The following is a 20,449-nucleotide window of genomic DNA, read 5'->3' as shown; positions in this document are numbered from 1 at the left end:
CGATAGAAATTTCACACCGCGCCAGCGGCATTCGCCGCGCCCCTTGACTCTCCCCCATGGGGCCGACTTTATCCTCGCGCCTCGACCACCGCGGGGTAAGCACATGAGCAAACGGATACTGGTGATTCTCGGCCATCCTTCGAGCCAGAGTTTCTGCGGCGCCCTCGCCGATCACTACGTGCAGGCGGCCCGGGAAGCCGGGCATGAAGTGCGCGAGCTGCGCCTGGGCACCTTGAGTTTCGACCCGATCCTGCGCGAAGGCTACCAGCAGGTCCAGCCACTGGAAGCCGACCTGCTCAAGGCCCAGGCGGACATCACCTGGGCCGAGCACCTGACGCTGGTCTACCCGATCTGGTGGGGGGCCATTCCTGCGTTGCTCAAGGGCTTTTTCGACCGGGTGCTGCTCCCAGGCTTTGCCTTCAAGTACCGCCCGGGCAAAGCCTTTCCGGAAAAACTGCTGCAGGGGCGCACCGCCGATCTGTTGGTGACCATGGACACCCCGCCCTGGTACTACCGCTGGGTGTATCGCATGCCCGGGCTGCACCAGGTGCGCAAGACCACCCTGGCGTTCTGCGGCATCCGCCCGCGCACCACCCTGACCTTCGGCCCGCTGCTGGACTCGACCGCACGTCAGCGGCAGACCTGGCTGGCACGCGCCAAGGCTATCGCTCAGGGGTAAGTCTCAGGGATAATCCGCCGCGTTATCCGGGACATCCACGAAAAAGGGACTTTTCATGTACATCGGTAAAGCGGCGAAACTGTCCGGCACCACCATCAAGAGCATTCGCCACTACGAAGACATCGGCCTGCTGCCTCCCGCCCAGCGCCAGGGCAAGTACCGCATCTACGACCAGCAGAGCGTCGAGTTGTTGAGCTTCATCAAGTGCGCCCAGCAACTGGGGTTCAAGCTCAAGGAAATGCAGGCGATGTTCGAGCCGTACCGTGGCCAGACGCCGCCCTGGAACCTGGCACACCAGGCGATCACGGACAAGAAGCGGCAACTGACCGACACCATCAAGCAACTGACCCGCCAACACCAGCAGTTGAGCGCGTTGCAGGCCAGCCTGGCCCAGGTGCAGGACCAGTGCACGCTGGAGCGGGTCTGACGCCCGGCGCGTTTCTGGGCAGTTGAGTGTCGACTACAGACAACTGAGCCTTCGCCGGGCGCTATAGGGTGCGAGTTCATTCCTGCCCAACGCTCGGAGTCAGCATGTCCCAACCCATTACCGTCCTTCGCGATACCCACCCGCTGCCAGTGCTCGATGCCTGCAAATGGGAAAAGCTCGAAGGCGACCCGCACACCGTCAACCTCAACGCCTATACCAGCGAAGATGGCAGCAAGATCATGGGCACCTGGATCTGCACGCCAGGCAAATGGCGGGTCGAGTACGTGAAGTGGGAGTACTGCCATTTCCAGGAAGGCTACTGCGTGATCACGCCGGACGGCATGGCGCCGATCCATCTGCGCGCGGGTGACATCTTTGTGGTCGAACCGGGGATGAAAGGCACCTGGGAAGTGGTGGAGACGGTGCGCAAGTACTTCGTGTTTGCCTGAGGATTGCATCCGGTAAAGGGTGCAAAAACTACTGTCGGAGATTCCATGGTTTAGGGGAGGCCCTCAAGCACCAAATCGCTCAAGGCCTCTATGGTGATCTTCGCTTCGGCCTGGGCTGGGCCAAGTCCCACAGCGTCCACACCGGACAAACCCCGGTGATGAAGTACAACCGCCAACTGATGCAGGCGATCATGTGGGACCGTATCCACATCGCCGACATCGTCGGGGTCGAGGTCATCAGCCTGGATGACGCACCACGGGGCTATGGCGAGCTCGATGCGGGCGTGCCGAAGAAGTTTGTGATCCACCCGCACAAACTGTTCAGTGGGGCGTAAGCCAGGTAGCTGAAAGAGAAGGGCGACGTGAGGTCGCCCTTTTTTGTGGCTGGTCCGTTAGTCCGCTTGAGCGGTCTTGCTGGGTGGTTTGAACAAGAGGCGGTAGTTGAATGCACAGTCTTCCGGGGCCAGTGCGTCGCAGGTTAAAAGGTTCTTGGCTTTTTTGTATGCCCCCCCTTTTTCCTTGTCGGGTTGAGGTGTCCATTTTTTACCCGGGACGGGCGCCCAACCTTTGAAGGAGTACAACGTCAGCCTGGCAAACGCATCCAAGGCATCACCTTCATAGTCACAGGAGACCACCTCGGTGTTTCCTTCTGAGCTGACGTCTCTATACAGCGCGCCAGTGAACTTGAAGGTCTTGATGTCTTCTTCTTCGGCGTAAGGGTTTTCCCCTACCCAGAGATAGCCATGGGGCCCGGGGGCGCTGTAGCTGAACCCTTGGTCTTCTTTCTTTTGCTTGATGTTGGCCGTGTACGGACAGGTCGCGATATCGGCGAAGGCGTTGCCCGCCAGGACCAAGAGCATGACAGCACTCATCGCGAGTTTTTTGAGGCTCATGGTGTACTCCTTTACGTGGATAGGAGGGACCAGTCTGGAAGGGTAAAGCGGGAGTGACTACTGTCAGAAATGACAGTGGCCAAGCTTGATTCGTTATTAAAAAAGGCGGGCAAGAGAAAAAAAATCTAACGCGTGCTGATCGGAATACGAGGAGGGTTGGTTTTATTGAGCCTGGTGTGGGAGCCTGCTCGCGAAACGCGAGCAGGCTCCCACAGGTTCTTGTGTGTGGCAGTGCCTGTTTTACTGCGGCTTGCGGTAGCTGTTGATGATGGCCGAGAAGTCCTGGCCCCCTTCACCGCGCAGGCTCATGGCCTGGTACAACTGCTGGGCCACCGCGCCCAATACCACGGGTTGGTGCGCCTGGCGGGCCGCCTCGGTGGCCAGGCCCAGGTCCTTGAGCATCAGCTCGGCACCAAACCCGCCGGTGTAGCCGCGCGAGGCCGGTGCGGTTTCCACCACCCCAGGCCAGGGGTTGTACATCTCCGAACTCCAGCAACGGCCGGTCGAGCTGTTGATGATCCCCGCCAGCACGCCGGTGTCGATCCCCAGCGCGTCGCCCAGGGCCATGGCTTCACTGACGCCGACCATGGAAATGCCCAGTAGCAGGTTGTTGCAGATCTTGGCGATTTGCCCGGTGCCGACTTCACCGCAATGCACGATGTTGCGGCCCATCTGCGCCAGCACCGGTTGCAGGGTGGCGAACAGCTCTGCCGTCGCGCCGACCATGAAGGTCAGGGTGCCGGCTGCCGCGCCGCCGGTGCCGCCGGACACCGGTGCATCGGCCATGGTCACGCCCTGCCTGGCTGCCGCCGCGGCGACATCGCGGGCGGTCTGCGGGTCGATGGTGCTGCAGTCCACTGCCGGGACCCCTTTGCCGATCCCCGCCAGTACACCGTCTTCGCCCAGCCAGACGCTGCGCACATGCACCGCGGCCGGCAGCATGGTGATCACCAGTTCGGCGTTCTGCGCGGCTTCACGGGCCGTGGCGCTGATGTGCCCGCCCAGTTGCTCCAGCTCCGCCAGCACGGCCTTGTTCAGGTCGACCAGGTTCAACGAGTGACCGGCCTTGATCAGGTTGCGCGCCATTGGCGCGCCCATGTTGCCCAGACCAATAAACGCAATCTTCATGATGTGGGGCTCCTTAGCGCAGGTTGATGGTGGTGTTCACACCGTCGTTGACGCTGTTGTCGTCAAACCAGCGGCTGGTGACGGTCTTGGTCTGAGTGTAGAACTGCACCACTTGCTTGCCATACGGGCCCAGGTCACCGAGCTTGGAGCCACGGGAACCGGTGAAGCTGAAGAACGGCACGGGCACCGGGATCGGGATGTTGATGCCCACCTGGCCGACGTCGATTTCGCTCTGGAACTTGCGCGCCGCCGCCCCGCTCTGGGTGAACAGGCCGGTGCCGTTGCCGAACGGGTTGGCGTTGACCAGGGCAATCGCCTGGTCGAGGGTGTCGACTTCGAGCACCACCAGCACCGGGCCGAAGATTTCCTGGGTGTAGATCTGCATGTCGGTGGTTACCCCGGAGAACAGGGTCGGGCCGACAAAGTTGCCTTGCTCGAAGCCCGGGACGCTGATGTCGCGACCATCGAGTTCCAGCTTGGCGCCTTCTTTGATACCGCTTTCGATCAGGTCGAGAATCCGCGCCTTGGCGCGCTTGGAGATCACCGGGCCGACGTCGGTGCCTGGCTCACTGCCGGCATTGACCTTGAGTTTTTGCGCCAGCGCCTTGAGGTCCGGCAGCCATTGCTTGGCCGCCCCCACCAGCACCACCACCGAGGTGGCCATGCAGCGTTGCCCGGCCGCACCGAAACCGGCACCGACCAAGGCGTTGAGAGCTTGCTCACGGTTGGCATCCGGCAGCACCACCGCGTGGTTCTTGGCGCCCATCATCGATTGCACGCGCTTGCCGTGTTTGCCGGCCAGGTCGTAGACGTGGGTGCCGACCGCAGTCGAACCGACGAAGGAAACCGCCTTGATGTCCTTGTGGGTGCACAGTGCATCCACCACATCCTTGCCGCCGTGCACCACGTTGAGCACGCCGGCCGGTACGCCGGCTTCGATCGCCAGTTCCACCAGCAGCAAGGTCGACAACGGGTCCTGTTCGGACGGCTTGAGCACGAAGGTGTTGCCGCAGGCGATGGCCATCGGGAACATCCACAGTGGAATCATCGCCGGGAAGTTGAACGGGGTGATGCCTGCGCACACGCCGATGGGCTGGCGCAGGGTGTAGGTGTCGACGCCACCGGCGACGTTTTCGGCAAACTCGCCCATTTGCAGGGTGCCGATGGAGCAGGCGTGCTCGACCACTTCCAGGCCACGGAAAATGTCGCCTTCAGCGTCGGCGATGGTTTTGCCCTGCTCGGCACTGAGGACCACGGCGATGCGCTTGGAGTGTTCGCGGATCAAGGCCTGGAGCTTGAGCATGATGCGCATCCGCGCGCCGATCGGGGTCAGCTTCCAGGTCTGGAACGCACGATGGGCGGCGTCGATGGCAGCGTTGACTTCTTCAGCGGTGGCAAACGGCACCTTGGCCAGCACTTGCTGGGTCGCCGGGTTGACGATGTCGTGCCATTCGGTGGTCTTGGACTCGACCCATTGACCATCGATCAACAGCTTGGCCGTTTGCACGGTGGTTTCGTTGGGCGTGAGGGATGCGTTCATGCTGGTCTCCGGAACTTATAGTTATGCTGGGAGCCAAGGCGAACAAGCCGCCTTGAGATGAGGCGTGGACCGCGACGTGGTGGGCGGACTGTTTTTGGAGTATAGATGTGCAAACTTCTAATAAGAACGCACATAAAAGCCGGTCCATCATGCAAAAAAACATCACATCACTGGGCTCCCTGAACTGGGATGACTTGAAGTTTTTCCTTGAGGTCGCCCGCACCCGCAAGGCCAGCACGGCCGCCAAACGCCTGGCCGTGGATTACACCACGGTGTCGCGGCGCATCAGTTCGCTGGAAGGGGCCCTGGGCACCCTGCTGTTCGAGAAGTCGCGGACCAACGGCTTTGTCCTCACCGCCGAGGGCCAACGCCTGCTGGGCTATGCCGAGTCGATAGAAAGCACCCTGCACATGGCGTGCGAGCAGGTCTCAGGCTCCGGGGTGGCGTTGTCCGGCCATGTGCGCATGGGCTGCACCGAAGGCTTCGGCAGCTTTTTCATCACGCCGCAGTTGAGCCACTTCGTCGACGCCTACCCGGCAATCTCGGTGGACATCCTGCCGCTGCCGCACTTCATCAGCCTGTCCAAGCGCGAAGCGGACATCGTCATCGCCCTTGAGCGCCCGGAACACGGGCCCTATGTCTGCTGCAAACTCTGCGACTACCGCCTGCAGCTGTACGCGACCCAGGATTACCTCGACCAACACCCGCCCATCCGCCGCCCGGCGGACCTGGCCCAGCATCAATTCATCAGTTATGTCGACGACCTGGCCTTCAGCTCGGAGCTGCTGTACCTGGCCAACGTCCTGCCCGGCGCCAGCGCCAACCTGCGCAGCACCAGCGTGATCGCCCAATTCGTCGCCGCGCAGCAAGGGCGCTCGCTGGCAATCCTGCCGTGCTTCCTGGCGGCCCAGGATGCCCGGCTGCTGCCGGTGCTACCGGCAGAAATCAACATCACCCGACAGTTCTGGATGTACTGCCGGGAGGATTTGAGGAAGCTCAAGCGGATCACGTTGTTGTGGGATTACATTCGCTCGGTCACTGAACAGAATCAGCGACTGTTGATGGGGGAAAGCAGGGAAATGTTGTTCGCCGACTAACTGTTCTTCAAGGAATCAGGTGGCGGAATCGGAACGGTGTTAGCAAGCCTTTTCCAACGATTTGTAACAGGAATTGGTACGTAACTTGTCACACGCCGACGTTTGCATTCCGCCCCACTCAATGGAGCCTCCCCATTCAAGCATCCACTGACGACGTTTCATAACTTTTGAGAATCGTCCTACAGACATACCAAACACCTGTGATGTAGCGTCCTGTCGCATTGAATGACGAACATGGATCGCCAATTTGCACAGGGGGTGTTATGGCGGTTCAAAATCTCTTCCCAAGTACTCTGGGATGTAACGGAATTGACGGCAGCAGACTGCACGCCGAGGCGGTAGAGGAAGCACAGGCGGCTTGGGACAGAACACTGGCGGCGAATGCAAGGAACGAGCGGGAACTCGACGCACGCAGAAATGCGATTAAGAAGCAGGATGAAGAGGCCCCACGTGGATGCGTCTTCGCCAAGAGCTGCAACCTTCCTGACGGTGTGATCCACCACAACTCTGGTGGATACATTCCTACTGACCTGATTAGCCAATATGGCGAGTTTGCCTTGCTGGGTGGTCGTGAAACGGATGCACAAGGAAACATTCCCCTTAAGAAAATCAGCGGCTCCGTACCCTCGTCACTGGGAACACTTCTATTGGGCGGCGCTGCTACTGCCACCGCTGGCGGTGTGTCTTGTGGTGGTTTGTGTACGGCTGGCGCTGTGGCTTCTGGGGTTACGTCTGGTGTTGTTGCTGGTGCGTTGACGGGAGTGGTTGCGTTGCTGTGGCCATCCAGCTTGGGCGACAGTAGCCTTTATACAGAAGAGCAGCTCCAGTCGCTTAAAGAAGGACGTACACGTGTCCGATTAACCGTTGAGCAGCAGGCCGATGGCACCTTGAAGGGGTACGGGTACAACACCCAAAAGCGCCGTGACTGGGAAATGATTCCCGTAGTGCAGTTCGTTGCTCAAGGCTCCCAGCAAGTGGCTGACGTTGGTGATGGCGTAACCCTGATATGGACACCAGCCGCTGACCCGTCCAGCACGTTAGGAATTCCAGCGTTAGAAGGCGCACCACAGGCGCCACAGGTTTGGATTTATCCGCCCACCGAACAGGCTGATAACATCATCGTCAGCCCGATCTACCCGGACGCTTACAAAGATTTCATTTTGGTGTTCCCGGCTGATTCTGGTGTGCAGCCGTTGTACATCGTTATCAGCGCCCGGTATTCACCGGGAATCGCAACAGGACGGGGTGAAGATGTGTTCGGCATCTGGCTTGCCGGAGCTGGCACAGGGTTAGGTGCGCCAATCCCTACCCGGATAGCGGACGTATTACGGGGGCGAGAGTTTAAGAGCTTCGATACTTTCAGGGCGGCATTCTGGAAGGCAGTAAGCAACGATCCTGAGCTATTTAGCCAACTGAGTGAGGACGATCAGGCGCGTGTGCTAACTGGGAACGCCCCTACTGTTCGATTCAGAGACTCGGTAGGCAAACGGGTCACCTATGAAATACACCACGTCGAGCTAATTAAAGATGGGGGGGCGGTGTACGACGCGGACAACCTAAGGGTGAATACCCCTCGAAACCACATTGACCTTCACAAGAAAAAGTAGGCACAGCATGGAAAACATTTCTGATTTCACCGAAGCCGAATTCATCGCTTTCATCAAAAACATACGTGTCGTCAACAAAGGCGGCACGGATGAAGAGCTTGGCGAGTTGCTTGAGAAATTCAGTCAGCTTGCAGGCCATCCCGACGGCTACGATTTGATTTTCCACCCAGAACCCGGTGCGGACAACTCTGCCGAAGGTGTCACCAAGACGGTGAAGGAATGGCGTGCTGCTGAGGGCTTGCCGGGATTCAAGGACAATTGATTTCCAGTACTTGGCCCAACGTGTGACGATGGCACGGTGCGAAGCTACCGGGTAGTCTTCCAGTTCATCAAAGTCATGGCCGAGCCCTATGCCCTCAAGCGTTGCGTTTCAATGGCTACAATTCCTTCTCACCATCTTCGGCGGGATACTGATATTCATCGTCAGTCAAGCTGTGCTGAAACTCGTGATTGAACCCGTACAACAGCTCAAGGGTGCTATTGGCCTGACTGCCCGCCAGGGCGTCTGATTCGATTAGCCACGGCACTCATGAGTGCTTCAAGAACCTGCGCACGCTCAAGCGGATCACCCTGCTCTGGGATTACATCCGTAACGTGACGAGCAGAATCAGGGGTTGTTGATGGGTGAGACCCGCCAGGTGCACTTTGCCGATTAGTCGGCGCTGACCACGATGGCCACGCGGCGGTTTTCGGTGCGACCGCTGGCGGTTTTGTTCGACGCCACCGGGGCGCTGCTGCCCAGGCCGCGCAGTTGGATGTTTTCTTCACGCATGCCAACGCGGGTCAGCACGTTGCGCACGCTCTTGGCGCGGCGCATGGACAGTTGCTGGTTGTAGGCTTCTTTGCCAGAGGCGTCGGTGTGGCCGTCGACTCGCACGCGGTCGATGCCAACCCCCAGCAGCGCCTTGCCGATGCGTTCGACGATTTCCGTGCTCTGGGCGTTGAGGCTTTCCACGTCGCTGCCGAACAGCACCTTGCCCGACAGGCCAAACGCCCAGCCTTCGTCAGTCAGTTCGAACCCCTGCTGTTTGAGCACGGCGATCTGCGCGGGGCTCAGGCCCTTTTGCGGCGCCGTCTGGCACCCGGTCAAGGCCAACATGGCCATGAACAGGGTCAGGGTGAAGAATCGAAGGGAACGCTGGGTCACTGAGAACACGGGGTTAGCTCCTGGTTTTAAGATGGGCGGCAAGGTGCTCCGACCGTGCCGTGTATTGCCCGCCTCGGGAGAGGCGTTTGGCCTGGTACATGGCCGCGTCGGCGGCATGCAACAAGGTGCCGGGGGTGGCACCATGATCCGGGTACAGCGCGATCCCGACACTCAGCGAGGTCTGGACCGAGGAGCCATCAGGCAACTGCACCGGCAGTGCCATGCTGGCGATGATCTTGCTGGCAATGCGCTCGGCATCTTCGACCTTGTGCAGGGGGGTCAGCAGCACGGCAAACTCATCGCCTCCCAGGCGCGCCACCAGGTCTTCTTCGCGCAATTGCGCGCGCACCCGGGTGGCCACCGCCACCAGCACCGCATCGCCGGCTGCGTGGCCGTAGTTGTCGTTGATGCCCTTGAACCGGTCGCTGTCGAGAAACAGCACGGCCACTCGCTCGTTGTACTTGCTGGCACTGCGCACGGCCCGCGCCAGCCGTCCTTCGAAGAAGGCCCGGTTGGGCAGACCGGTGAGGCTGTCGTGGTTGGCCTGGTGCGCCAGGCTTTCGTTTTCGCTCTGCAGGTGGGTCTGCCAGGACTCCAGTTCGTCGAGCAAGGCATTGAAGTCGTTGCCCAGGCTGTCCAGTTCGGCGATACGCGCCGGCGGTACGCGCTGGTCAAAGGCCCGTTCGCTGCGGGCCGCGTGCGCCACCTGCGCCAGGCTGCGCAACGGCCCGGTAATGCCCTTGAGTTGGCGCCGCGCCAGGAACAACGCCACCCAGGCGCTGAGGGCGGTACACAGGATAATCCCCGCCAGGCCGCTGAGCAGGAAGCGCATCAGGCTGCCGCCATGGCCAATGATCAGGATACTGCCGACTTCCCGGTCCTGGTGGACGATGGGCAGGCGAATCGGCTCTTCCAGCACGCTGCGGGCGATCTGCAGTTCCAGTGCCGAAACCAGGCCGTTTTCCGCACGCTGCCAGCGGGCCAGCAACTGGCCCTTGGCATCGAACACCTGCGCATCGGCGACCTCTTCGGTGGAGGCGATCAAGGCCAGCGCTTCGTTGGCGGCGGCCTTGTCGTTGAACACCACCGCCGCCTCCACGGTGTAGTTGATGGAGCGGGCGATCAGGTGCAGGTTGTGATCGGCATACACCCGCAACGCCAGCAGCCCGAGTACGGTCAGGGACAAGCTGGTCATGGCCACGCCAACGAGCGCAACGATCAGGTTGCCACGGCCTATGACTGAACGCAGGGTCGGACGAGGGCCTCGGTTGAACAGGTTCATGGCGTTACCGTCTTGCGACGCGAGAGTTGCAACACGCTGGGGTGAATGCGCACGCCGCTGCGCGCCACCGAATCGAGGTTGACCTCGAACGACACCTGCTGGTCGCTGACCCGCAGGCAGAACAGGCTGCCTACCGCGCAGTGTTGGTCGGCCTCGCTGATGCTCAGTACCGGGCGCCCGTTTAACGAGGTGAACAACTGACTGCGCTCATCGGCGCTCAGTTCGCCGATGTAGACGGCATGACATTCACTGGCGATAGCCGGGTAGCTGGCCAGCAGCCGCCGCACGACCACCGGACGCCCGGTGGCCTGGGTGGTGCCTTTGACCAGGTCGTCGGTGTATTGGGTGGGGCCGAGGAGGCACAGGTGCAATTGCTCGGGCTCGACCGGCCAGCGGGCGTAGCTGAGAATCCCCAGGACCACCTGGGTCACTGAGCGGGCGCGCTGGTCGGCCATGCTGGCGGGCAAGGGCGTCTCGGCGAACAGTTGCATGCTGAACAAACAGAGAATCCCGGCCAGCACTAAGCGCTTGCAGCTCATCATGAATTCTGTCGTCCAGACAGCCAGCTTCATGCGGGGATTCTCGGTGATTGCGACAAAATGATGCCGCAACGATAGCACAGCGCCGATACCCCGGCGAGGCCACTCCGCCTGCCAGCCCGCGGGGCTTTGCCGAATGGTGCAGCACTGGCGGGACGCTCAGGAAGCTGACCAATCGGTCACCTATCGCGGTCGTCCGCCCACTCCAGCATCAGACCGCTCAAACGCTTGACCTTGCGCTTGACCGCTTCCTCGAACACTCCGCCGCGCGACTCGATCAGGCTGAACCAATCCTTGGCCCGGGTGATGCCGGTGTAGATCAGTTCCTTGGTCAACACCGGGTTGAGGGCGTCAGGCAGGATCAGCGCGGTGTGGGCGAATTCGGAACCCTGGGACTTGTGCACCGTCATGGCGTAGACGGTCTCCACATCGTTGAGCCGACTGGGCAGCACAAACCGCACCCCGCCCTGCCCGTCGTTGCGGGCAAAGGCTACGCGCAGCACCTGTTTGCCGCCAGGCAGGGCATCGCGCTCAGGCAATTTGAGGGCGATGCCAATGTCGCCATTCATCAGGCCCAGACCGTAATCGTTACGCGTCATCAGCACCGGGCGACCCTCGTACCACTGCTGATCGCTGTCGATCAGGCGGGCCTTGAGCAGCGCCGCGGTGATCCGCTGATTGAGCCCCTCGACGCCCCAGGGGCCCTTGCGCACTGCGCACAGCAGCTGGAACGTGTCGAAGGCCTGCAACACCTGCCGGGCCCAATCCGTCCACGCCTGATCCTCAGGCGCGGTATCCGGGCTCGGGCGCTGGTTGCGCAGCAGGCTCAGGTAATGCCGGTAACCCTGCGGCCCATCGCCGTGACCTTCCAGCAACAGGCGTTCCAGGGCCCGGTCCTGCTCGCCCTTGAGCGCCAGGACAAACAGGTCGGCGTGACTGCGGGCCGCCAGCAACTTGCGCGCCTCCTCGGCCTGCTGCTGGTTGACCCAGCGCGCCAACTGGCCGATGCCACTGCCTTCGCCGAAGCGCCGGGAGTGGCGCAGCATGACCACTTGTTGCGCCAGCGGGTGGCGGGCGTCGAGGTCTTCCTGCAGGCCACTGTTGCCCAGGTCTTGCGCGCTGACCGCTTCCAGCCAGGCCCGGGTCTGCGGGCTGTAAAAACCGGCTTCGGCATCCCGGCACAGGTCGCCCAGCACGGCACCGGCTTCCACCGATGCCAGTTGGTCCTTGTCGCCCAGCAGCACCAGGCGGGCGTGGAGCGGCAGGGCGTCGAGCAGATTGGCCATCATTTCCAGGTCGATCATTGACGCCTCATCCACCACCAGCACGTCCAGCGGCAGGCGATTGCCGGCGTGATGGCGGAAGTGCCGGGTGCCCGGACGGCTGCCCAGCAGGCGGTGGACGGTGGTCACGTCAGCGGGGATCTTGTCCCGCACGGCGTCGGCGACTTGCAGGCTGCGGACCTGCTGGCTGATGGACTCGGTCAGGCGCGCGGCCGCCTTGCCCGTCGGGGCTGCAAGGCGAATGCGCAGTGGCTTGCCCGCCTCCACGGCAGGGGCCTGGAGCAACGCCAGCAAGCGCACCACGGTGGTGGTCTTGCCGGTGCCCGGCCCGCCGGTGATGATGCTGAAGGCGCTGCGGGTGGCCAGGGCGCAGGCGAGTTTCTGCCAGTCAATCGGCGCACCGGCGCGGGCCTGGCCGAACAGCCCGCCCAGGCGCTCGGGCAGGTCGTCCGGGGTCGGTTCGGCGGCCACCAGGCGCTGGCGCAGCGCCTGGTCGATCCGCCGCTCGTAGGCCCAGTAGCGGCGCAAGTACAAGCGCTTGCCGGACAGCACCAGCGGGCGCTGCTGGGCTTCTTCACGTCCATCGGCGGCCAGCGCCACCAACGGGCTGGAGGCCAGCACCTTGCACCAGTGCGCACCGTCCAGGGCTTCGAGCAATTGCGAGGGCAACAGCTGGGTGCCGGTCTGCACATCGCCTTCCGGCGGCAAGGACAGGGCGAAGTCCGGCGCCTTGAGGGTTTCGAACAGGTCGAGGCAGACGTGACCGTGGCCCAGTTGGTGGCTGGTCAAGGCCGCTGCCAGCAACACCAGCGGATCGTCTTGCGGTGCCCGCTCGTGGAGGAAGGCGACGAAGGCCTTGTCCAGCGCGCGCAACCAGCCGCGCTCGACCCAGCGTTCCAGCAGCAGCAACAAGTCGCCGGCACTGCTCAGGGGCTTGAGTTGCGCCAGGCTCTCGGCCGTCAGGGGCGTGGGTAACAGGTCGGCAAAGCAACGGTTCATAGCAATACACCCTGTTCCCAGGCCGGTTCAGCCTTGGGTTCTGGTTTGCCCTGGAACAAGCGGTCCAGGCGTTCGATCAGCTCGCGCGGCGGGCGAGCGAAATACGCGCCCTGGCTCGCCGCCCGGGTACCGCGCAAAAACAGGTACAGGGCTCCCCCCATGTGCCGGTCGTAGTCGTAGTCGGCGAGGCGGGCCTTGAGTTGGCGATGCAGGGCCAGCAGGTACAGCACGTATTGCAGGTCGTAGCGATGGTCGAGAATGGACTCCTCCATTGCCTGCTCGGTGTAGGCCGAGTCGTCGCTGCCCAGCCAGTTGGATTTGTAGTCGGCCACGTAATAGCGCCCGGCGTGCTCGAAGGTCAGGTCGATAAAGCCCTTGAACATACCGTTGAGCAGCATCGACTCGGCCGCCACCCGGGCGACGCTGCCGTGGGTGTATTGGCGCACCAGTTCGTCGAGCTTGAGCACATCGACTTTGTGACTGGCGAACCAGAATTCCATCTCGACCCGGTACTCACGCAAGTCTGCGAGGATCACCGGTGGTTGCTCGGTCGCCACGCGCAGCGGAACCTGCAGCAGGTGCTGCAGCCAATCGCTCAGCGTGACGATCCAGCCCTGCCAGCCACGACGGTTGCAGCGCCGGGCAATGGCGTCGTCGATCGCCTGCGGGTCGGCACTGAAACCCTCATCGCCGGCCCACTCCAGCAGGCCGTGGAGGAAGGTGCCCGGGTTGGGTCCACGCGGGAAGCGATGGATATCGCCACCACTGGCCTGGACTTCACGGGGGGCATCGGGGTCGAGGCGTTCGTCATCGAACAGTTTTTGCGCCTGGGCACTTTCCGGGGCCTCCTCGCTGGCGGCCGAAAGGCTGTCGCCAATGCGCAGCCCACTGTAGGAGGCAATCCACCAGTTTTCCGCAGCCTTGCGCTTGGGGCTGAGCGCTGCCAGCAACCGTGCTGCGTTGCGCGGCGGCTGGTACTGTTCGTCGCTGGTGGCGGGCATCGGCTGATGCTGTAACGCCGCACACCCTTGCTCCAGCGCCTGCAGCCAAGCTGACAGGCCAGTGGACTGCGCCAGCGCGGCACCGCCACCCAGCACATAGCCCAGGGCCGACAGGTGCAACACCGAACTGTTGCTGTTGCCCCGCTTGAGGTCGGCGACACCCAGCCAGCAGGCATGCTGGGCGCGGGTCAGGGCCACGTAGAGCAGGCGCAGGTCTTCGGCGAGGCGTTCATGGTCGGCCAGGGCGATCAGCTCGGGTGTCGGGTTCAGGGTGACCTGGGGTTTGCCGCGCTCATCGTGGTAGTGCAAGGGCAAACGGCTGCCATCCACCGGCTTGGCCGAGCAGATGAAGGGCAGGAACACCAGCGGGTATTCCAGGCCCTTGGACTTGTGGATGGTCACCACCTTGACCAGTTGCTCGTCGCTTTCCAGGCGCAGAATCTGCTCTTCACCCGCCTGCCCGGACAACGCCAGGTGCTCGGACAGGTGGCGGATCAGCGCCTGCTCGCCGTCGAGTTCGGCGGCGGCCTGTTGCAGCAGTTCCGAAAGGTGCAGCAGGTTGGTCAGCACCCGCTCGCCATCGCTGCGCGCGATCAGCACTTGCGGCAAGTGGAAATCGTGGAGCAGGCGCCGCAGCATCGGCAGTACGCCCTGCTTGCGCCAGTCCTCGCGATATTGGCGAAACTGCATGACCCGTGCCTCCCAGGCCAGCTCATCCTGGTTCAGGCGCTCCAGCTCGCCCAGCGACAGGTTCAAGGTGGTGCTGGCCAGGGCCGCCCGCAGCGGGCGCTCGACATCCGGTTCGGCGCACGCCTTGAGCCAGCTCAGCAGGTCATGGGCCTCCTGGGCAGCGAACACCGAGTCCTTGTCCGAGAGGTAGACGCTGCGTACGCCGCGCGCCGATAACTCATGGCGTACCGCCTGGGCTTCCTTGCCGTCGCGCACCAGGATCGCGATGTCGGCCGGTAACAAGCCTTTGAGGGGCTGATTGTCGCGGACAAAACCGGCCCGCCCCTGTTGGCCGCCATTGAGCAAGGCGGTGATTTGACTGGCGCAGGCGGCGGCCAGTTGCTGGCGATAGACCACCCCGGAAAGCGCCTGTTCGCTGGGCAGATGCCAGAGGTTCAGCGCCGGCACGGCCTGGCCGTCGATCTGCAACGACTCCTTGCGCCCCTGGGACTCGACCGGAGCGAAGGGCACCGGGTTGTCACCGTTGGGCTCGCGGAACAGAAATGCCCCCCGGCCCTGCTCTCGCCGTTCGGCGGTCTGGAACACGTGGTTCACCGCCGCGACCATGCCATGGCTGGAACGGAAGTTGGTGCCCAGGGTATGCAGGCGGCCCGTGGTGGCCTGGCGGGCTCGCAGGTAGGTGTAGATGTCGGCGCCACGGAAGGCGTAGATCGCCTGCTTCGGGTCGCCGATCAGAAACAGCCCGCTCTCCGGGTCGTTGTCTTCGATGCGGTAGATGCGCTCGAAGATGCGGTACTGCACCGGGTCGGTGTCCTGGAATTCATCGATCAACGCGACCGGGAACTGCTCGCGGATCAGGGTCGCCAGGCGCTCGCCGCCCTCGGCCTGCAACGCCGCACGCAGGCGCAGCAGCATGTCGTCGAAGCCCATTTCGGCGCGCCGGCGTTTCTCTTCCTCAAAACGCGCGCCCACCCACTGCGCTGCATGTTTCAACACGGCGGCGTCCGGGGTCGGCAGCGCATCGAGCCGGGCTTTCAAGCCGGCCATGGCGTCCAACCCGGGATGGTCCGGCGCCTGGCCTTTCCAGGCCTCGGCCATGCCCTCGGGTGTCAGGCGGGTGAAGCCGGTGCCGATGTCCAGTTGCTCGAGGGATTGATCCTCGGCCCAGGCGCTGATTTTTTCGAACCAGGGCTCGAAGTAGCGGGCTTGCATCTTGCGTCCGTCGACGGCCTTGCTGGCGACGCCTTGCAGGCAGATGTCCCGCAGTTCCTGGGCCCAGACTCGCCAGGGTGCCTTGAGCGTGACCAGGGCTTCACGCCGCAGCTCAAGGCAGGCGGCGATCAACTGCGCCGGCGACTCGCCCTCGACGCTGTCGCGCTCACTGTCGAACAGGCCGCGCACCCGCGCGAGCAACGCGGCCGGTCCGCCCCAATTGGCACGGACCCAGTTCAGCGCGTCACCTTGCATGGGATAGCAATACAGGCGCCAGTAGTCGCGTACCACTTCGCCGAGCAGGTCGCTGTGGTCGGTTTCCAGGGATTGGGTAAACAGGCTGCCGCTGTCGAAGGCATGTTCGCGCAGCATGCGCTGGCACCAACTGTGGATGGTCGATACGGCCGCCTCGTCCATCCACTGCGCGGCGATGTCGAGGCGGTTGGCACACGCGGGCCATTGCTCGGCGCTGTATTGGTCGCGCAAGTCGGCAATCAGGCTGTCGGGGGCGGGGGTCTCGTCGCGGAAAAACCGTGCGGCTTCGGCCAGGCGTGTGCGGATACGCTCGCGCAGTTCCTTGGTGGCCGCGTCGGTAAAGGTCACGACGAGAATTTGCGGCGGCAACAGTTCGCGGCCAAAGCCGCTGGCCGCATCACCGTGGCCGAGCACCAGGCGCAGGTACAGCGCGGAAATGGTGAAGGTCTTGCCGGTGCCGGCGCTGGCTTCGATCAATTGGCTGCCGCGCAGGGGAAACGCCAGGGCCAGGGGCAATGTCGCGGTCATCAATTGGATTCCTCGCCGGTCAGTGAGCGCCAGGGGGCCACGAGCAGCGGCCGGTAGAGCGCGTGGCACCAGCCATCAAAGGTCTCGTCGGCCAGCAGGGCGTTGTAGTCAGGGAATTGGCGAGCCAGGGCCGGGCTCTCGCGGCGCTCGCCCTCTGTGGTCTGGCCATCGCCCTCGTAGGCCTTGCGGGCAGCGGCATCCGCCTTGAGCGGGTCGGTCTGCCCGAGCCAGGCGAAAGCGGTCTTGACCGCGATGGGCAGGGGCTGGCGCATGCCCGCTTGCCAGGCTTGCATCAGTTCACCGAGGAGCTGCTCGGCGTGGGGCTGATCCAGTGGGTCCAGCAGTAGGCTGTCATCACTGGCCACCAACCCGGTGGTCATCGACAGGCCGCTGGCACAGGCCACCAGGTGATTGACCCAGGGCCGGATCAGGCGATGCCATTTACGTGTCTTGAGCGAGCCGATGCTGTTGGGAATGCTGGTGACCGTCAGCAATCCGCCATCGCTGCGCTGATGCAGGCCACCCAGCCAGCCTTCCAGGCTCACGCCCTGCAGGTTGAGCGACACGGGCAAGGCGCTGGTCAGGGGCGTTGGCCACAACTGCAGCAGGTGTTGATAACGCTGCAACAGGTCCGGCAGCGGCTCGATCAATTCACGCTGTAGGCACTCGCCAAAACCGGCCATGGGCAGCAAGCCGCTGTCCTGCAAGCGCTTGGCCTGGGCCAGCAACGCCGGTTCGGGTTGATCCAGATGGCCGAGGGCGGCGGTCAGCAGACTGTCGCTCAGGCTGTAGCGCTGCAGGGCATCGAGGACGAAGGGTTCTTCATCGGCCAGGGGCGCTTCGGCGGCTTCGAAAAACACCTTCAGGCGCTGGCTGAAAAAGTGCCGGACCGGGTTGCGCAGGAAGTCCTGGAGCTGGCCCAGGGACAACGGCTCTTCCTGCACGTAGGGGTCCAGCCGTGCCGACGTGGGTTGGGTCGCGTGCTGTTCGTGCAGCATTTGCCACTCCCGGGCGTAGCTGAACAGCCCATCGCCTTCATGGAAATAGCGGGCGCTGAAGGGTTGCAGCGGGTGCTCCTGGGTCAGCGCGTGGAGCAGTGCGTCGGGTTCGCCGGCCAGCGACCAGCCATTGGCCAGGTGATCACGCAACTGTCCGATCAGCACCGAGGCAGGACGCTCGCTGTTGTCGCGGATGCTGCGCCCGACCCAACTGATGTAGAGCTGGTCCCGCGCGGAGAGCAAGGCCTCGAGCAGCAGGTAGCGGTCATCTTCGCGCCGTGAACGATCGCCGGGGCGGTAGTCGCTGCCCATCAGGTCGAAGTCCAGGGGTGGCTGGGCGCGCGGGTAGTCACCGTCGTTCATGCCCAGCAGGCACACCAGCTTGAAGGGGATGGCGCGCATCGGCATCAGGGTGCAGAAATTCACCGCGCCGGCCAGGAAACGCTGGGACAGCCGGCCCTGGTCGAGGCCGGCCAACCAGGCTTCGCGCACCACCGTGAGGGGTAGCGGGTCGTGCAGGCCGACCGACTCACAGGTCTCCAGCCAGGTTTCGCGCAGCAACTCCAACTGGGCCAGCAGGTAGTCATCGTGTTCGTTGCTGGCCAGGAAAAACAGCTGCATCAGGGCTTGCAAGCGGCTGCCCCATTGCTCGGGGGACGCGGCCTGGCTGAGTTCATCGTGGGCGATCTGCAAGGCATCGAGCAAGGCCACCAGGGGGCCGATCAACGCCGCATCCAGGCCACCGATTTCATCGTAGGGTTCGATGCCGTCGCAGGCCAGGCCACTGCCCACCGCGTAACCGAGCAGCATGCGCCGCAAGCCGAAGCGCCAGCTGTTCTGCTCCAGTGCGTCGGGCAGGCCCAGGCCGGCGCGTTGCTCGGCGCTCATGCCCCAGCGAATCCCGGCGCCTTCGATCCAGCGATGCAAGGTCGGCAGGTCGCGCTCCTGCACCCCGAATCGCGCGCGCAAGGCAGGCACGTCCAGCAGGTCGAGGATTTCGCTGACCGGGAAACGGCTATCGGGCAACTTAAGCAGGTGTTCCACGGCAATCAGCAGCGGATCACGGCCACGCTGGCCCTGGTCGGTGAGGGTAAAGGGTATGAAGCGCGGATCACTGCGCTCCAGTTGCCCGAACACCGCGCTGATGTGCGGCGCGTAGCTGTCGACGTCCGGCACCATCACGATCACGTCCCGCGGGCGCAACTGGGGGTCGGCACTGAAGCGCGCGAGCAACTGGTCGTGGAGGATCTCGACTTCCCGTTGCGCGCTGTGGGCGATGTGAAAACGGATCGACTCATCCTGCGCCAAGTCCACGGCTGGCCACCGCTCGCGGGTTTCACTCAGGGGGCGTAATTCGAGGATGTCGTCCTGCAGTTGGTTGAGCAGGGTCTTTGGCTGGCTTTCGCTGAACAGGTCGATGCGCCCATCACGAAAGGCCGAGCGATAGCTGTTGGGATCGTCATAGCTGTCGAGCAGGTTGATGTAGTCCCGGCCTTGCTTGCCCCACGCCGCCAGCAGCGGGTGTGCGTGTTGGTGCAGGGTTTGCGGATCGAGCACCACCGGCATCCCGGTCTTGCGCGCCTGGCGCTTGTATTGGTGCCGTAACAGGTCTTTATCGGCGACGATGTCCGCCCAATGGTGCCGACAAGGGTTGTGCACACAGAGCAGGACCTGGCTGAAACGGGCCAGCCCGGCGAGTGCTTCCAAGGCCTGAGCGGGCAGCGAGGAAATACCAAAAACGATCACCCTGGCGGGCAAACCGGCAGGCGCGGTGTCGAGCCGGGTGATGGTTTCAATGAAGCGTTGGTGAACCCCGGCGCGGCTCTGCGCCATGCCTTGCTCTCCGACGTCGAGCAATAGCGCGCGCCATAACTCCGCCTGCCAGCAGTTGGCGGGGGTCAGCGGCTTGCTCTCACCTCTGCCGTTGCGCAGTTGATGGCGCGCGGCGGCCCAGTCTTCCAGCCAGTCGGCGCGGTACACCTGGTACTGGTCGAACAGGTCGGCGAGCCGCTCGGCCAGTTGGTAGCGTTTACGCAGGTCGGTGTCGTGGGTCAGGAAGCGCTGCAGCGGTTCGAAATGCGGCTGATCGATCAGTTCGGGCAGCAGGCGCATCAGTCGCCAGGTCAGCGGGGCCTTGTCCAGCAAAGACTTGGCGGGAATCTCGGCGCGTCCCAGGACCAGGCGGTACAGCTGCCACATGAAGCTGCCGGGCAATTGCACATCAATGGCGGCGGCAATGCCGCAACCGCCCATGTCGTCTTCCTCCGGGTCTTCGGCCAATGCCAGCTTCAGCCATTGGGCAATGCCGTTGCTCTGGACCAGGGCGATTTCGTTTTCCAGGGGCGCTAACGGATAGCGCCGCATCCAACTGACCACCAGGCTACGCAGTTCATCCAGGCGGTTGCCGTGAACCACCATGAAACCAGTACTGAGTAGCGAGCCGTCCGCCATGTGTGCTTCCTTGGATAAGTGCCTGAGCCAGGGCCGAACCTTAGCATTGTCAGGTGATTGTGGCAGCCTGGTGCCGCCCGGAACGAGCGCAGTAACGTACGTACTTTTTCGCGCGCAAAAACAAAACCCCTACCTGCATACGCAGATAGGGGTTTCGGAATTTAATCTTGACGATGACCTACTCTCACATGGGGAAACCCCACACTACCATCGGCGATGCATCGTTTCACTGCTGAGTTCGGGA

At 63.0% G+C, this 20,449-nt stretch carries 15 protein-coding genes, 1 rRNA gene and 2 pseudogenes; 8 read left to right on the top strand and 10 right to left on the bottom strand.

All coding sequences use genetic code 11. The features are described 5' to 3' along the window. Positions 1–103 precede the first annotated feature (103 nt). The 4 genes and pseudogenes from AACY45_RS15395 to AACY45_RS15380 all read left to right on the top strand — a co-directional run. The gene (locus AACY45_RS15395) at positions 104–679 is read left to right on the top strand and encodes an NAD(P)H-dependent oxidoreductase (protein ID WP_339546256.1); all 576 of its coding nucleotides are present in this window, start codon (positions 104–106) and stop codon (positions 677–679) included. A 55-nt stretch (positions 680–734) separates the two neighbouring features. Next, positions 735–1,106 carry a MerR family transcriptional regulator gene (locus AACY45_RS15390; protein ID WP_339546255.1) on the top strand — a complete coding sequence of 124 codons (372 nt, stop codon included), beginning with the start codon at positions 735–737 and terminating at the stop codon, positions 1,104–1,106. A gap of 104 nt (positions 1,107–1,210) precedes the next feature. After that, positions 1,211–1,555: a cupin domain-containing protein gene (locus AACY45_RS15385; RefSeq protein ID WP_339546254.1), complete on the top strand. Its 345-nt coding sequence runs from the start codon at positions 1,211–1,213 to the stop codon at positions 1,553–1,555. A 98-nt stretch (positions 1,556–1,653) separates the two neighbouring features. Beyond that, a pseudogene (locus AACY45_RS15380) lies at positions 1,654–1,890 on the top strand (formaldehyde dehydrogenase, glutathione-independent); the annotation flags it as partial. A 57-nt stretch (positions 1,891–1,947) separates the two neighbouring features. Here AACY45_RS15380 and AACY45_RS15375 read toward each other — a convergent pair. The 3 genes from AACY45_RS15375 to AACY45_RS15365 all read right to left on the bottom strand — a co-directional run bounded on the left by AACY45_RS15375 (position 1,948) and on the right by AACY45_RS15365 (position 5,116). Further along, the gene (locus tag AACY45_RS15375; RefSeq protein WP_339546253.1) at positions 1,948–2,448 is read right to left on the bottom strand and encodes a DUF3757 domain-containing protein; all 501 of its coding nucleotides are present in this window, start codon (positions 2,446–2,448) and stop codon (positions 1,948–1,950) included. A gap of 240 nt (positions 2,449–2,688) precedes the next feature. Further along, the gene (gene mmsB / locus AACY45_RS15370) at positions 2,689–3,576 is read right to left on the bottom strand and encodes a 3-hydroxyisobutyrate dehydrogenase (RefSeq protein ID WP_339546252.1); all 888 of its coding nucleotides are present in this window, start codon (positions 3,574–3,576) and stop codon (positions 2,689–2,691) included. Positions 3,577–3,589: 13 nt separating this feature from the next. Beyond that, positions 3,590–5,116, bottom strand: coding sequence for a CoA-acylating methylmalonate-semialdehyde dehydrogenase (locus tag AACY45_RS15365; RefSeq protein WP_339546251.1), 1,527 nt, complete (start codon positions 5,114–5,116; stop codon positions 3,590–3,592). A 149-nt stretch (positions 5,117–5,265) separates the two neighbouring features. On the opposite strand from AACY45_RS15365, the gene AACY45_RS15360 reads away from it, so the two are divergent. The 4 genes and pseudogenes from AACY45_RS15360 to AACY45_RS15345 form a co-directional block, all read left to right on the top strand. Continuing rightward, entirely contained in the window at positions 5,266–6,213 is a 948-nt protein-coding gene (locus AACY45_RS15360) for a LysR family transcriptional regulator (protein ID WP_339546250.1), read from the top strand. Positions 6,214–6,476: 263 nt separating this feature from the next. Further along, positions 6,477–7,820, top strand: a complete 1,344-nt coding sequence (locus AACY45_RS15355) for an S-type pyocin domain-containing protein (protein ID WP_339546249.1) — start codon at positions 6,477–6,479, stop codon at positions 7,818–7,820. Between the two features lie 7 nt (positions 7,821–7,827). Beyond that, the gene (locus AACY45_RS15350; protein WP_339546248.1) at positions 7,828–8,082 is read left to right on the top strand and encodes a bacteriocin immunity protein; all 255 of its coding nucleotides are present in this window, start codon (positions 7,828–7,830) and stop codon (positions 8,080–8,082) included. A gap of 272 nt (positions 8,083–8,354) precedes the next feature. Next, positions 8,355–8,476: pseudogene (locus tag AACY45_RS15345) on the top strand (LysR family transcriptional regulator); the annotation flags it as partial. On the opposite strand, the gene AACY45_RS15340 reads toward AACY45_RS15345, so the two are convergent. From AACY45_RS15340 to rrf, 7 genes are all read right to left on the bottom strand, one after another. Further along, entirely contained in the window at positions 8,473–8,976 is a 504-nt protein-coding gene (locus AACY45_RS15340) for an OmpA family protein (RefSeq protein ID WP_339546247.1), read from the bottom strand. The pseudogene AACY45_RS15345 and the gene AACY45_RS15340 sit on opposite strands and share 4 nt — an antisense overlap. A gap of 4 nt (positions 8,977–8,980) precedes the next feature. After that, the gene (locus AACY45_RS15335) at positions 8,981–10,249 is read right to left on the bottom strand and encodes a diguanylate cyclase domain-containing protein (protein ID WP_339546246.1); all 1,269 of its coding nucleotides are present in this window, start codon (positions 10,247–10,249) and stop codon (positions 8,981–8,983) included. Further along, a complete protein-coding gene (locus AACY45_RS15330) occupies positions 10,246–10,821 on the bottom strand; it encodes a YfiR family protein (RefSeq protein ID WP_339546245.1) in 576 nt (191 codons plus the stop codon). The genes AACY45_RS15335 and AACY45_RS15330 overlap by 4 nt, the downstream gene beginning before the upstream one ends. Before the next feature lie 146 nt (positions 10,822–10,967). Next, positions 10,968–13,070 (bottom strand): exodeoxyribonuclease V subunit alpha, encoded by a 2,103-nt coding sequence (recD, locus tag AACY45_RS15325; RefSeq protein ID WP_339546244.1) that lies wholly within the window; start codon positions 13,068–13,070, stop codon positions 10,968–10,970. After that, positions 13,067–16,756 (bottom strand): exodeoxyribonuclease V subunit beta, encoded by a 3,690-nt coding sequence (gene recB / locus AACY45_RS15320; protein ID WP_339546243.1) that lies wholly within the window; start codon positions 16,754–16,756, stop codon positions 13,067–13,069. Before recB ends, recD begins: the two co-directional genes overlap by 4 nt. Further along, positions 16,756–20,205 (bottom strand): exodeoxyribonuclease V subunit gamma, encoded by a 3,450-nt coding sequence (recC, locus tag AACY45_RS15315; RefSeq protein ID WP_339546242.1) that lies wholly within the window; start codon positions 20,203–20,205, stop codon positions 16,756–16,758. Before recC ends, recB begins: the two co-directional genes overlap by 1 nt. A 165-nt stretch (positions 20,206–20,370) precedes the next feature. Further along, positions 20,371–20,449: ribosomal RNA gene (gene rrf, locus AACY45_RS29275) — 5S ribosomal RNA — on the bottom strand; the annotation flags it as partial.

The sequence above is a fragment of the Pseudomonas sp. RA_35y_Pfl2_P32 genome (assembly GCF_963970735.1).
Taxonomy (GTDB): Bacteria; Pseudomonadota; Gammaproteobacteria; order Pseudomonadales; family Pseudomonadaceae; genus Aquipseudomonas.
This window is presented reverse-complemented; position numbering and strand designations above follow the sequence as displayed.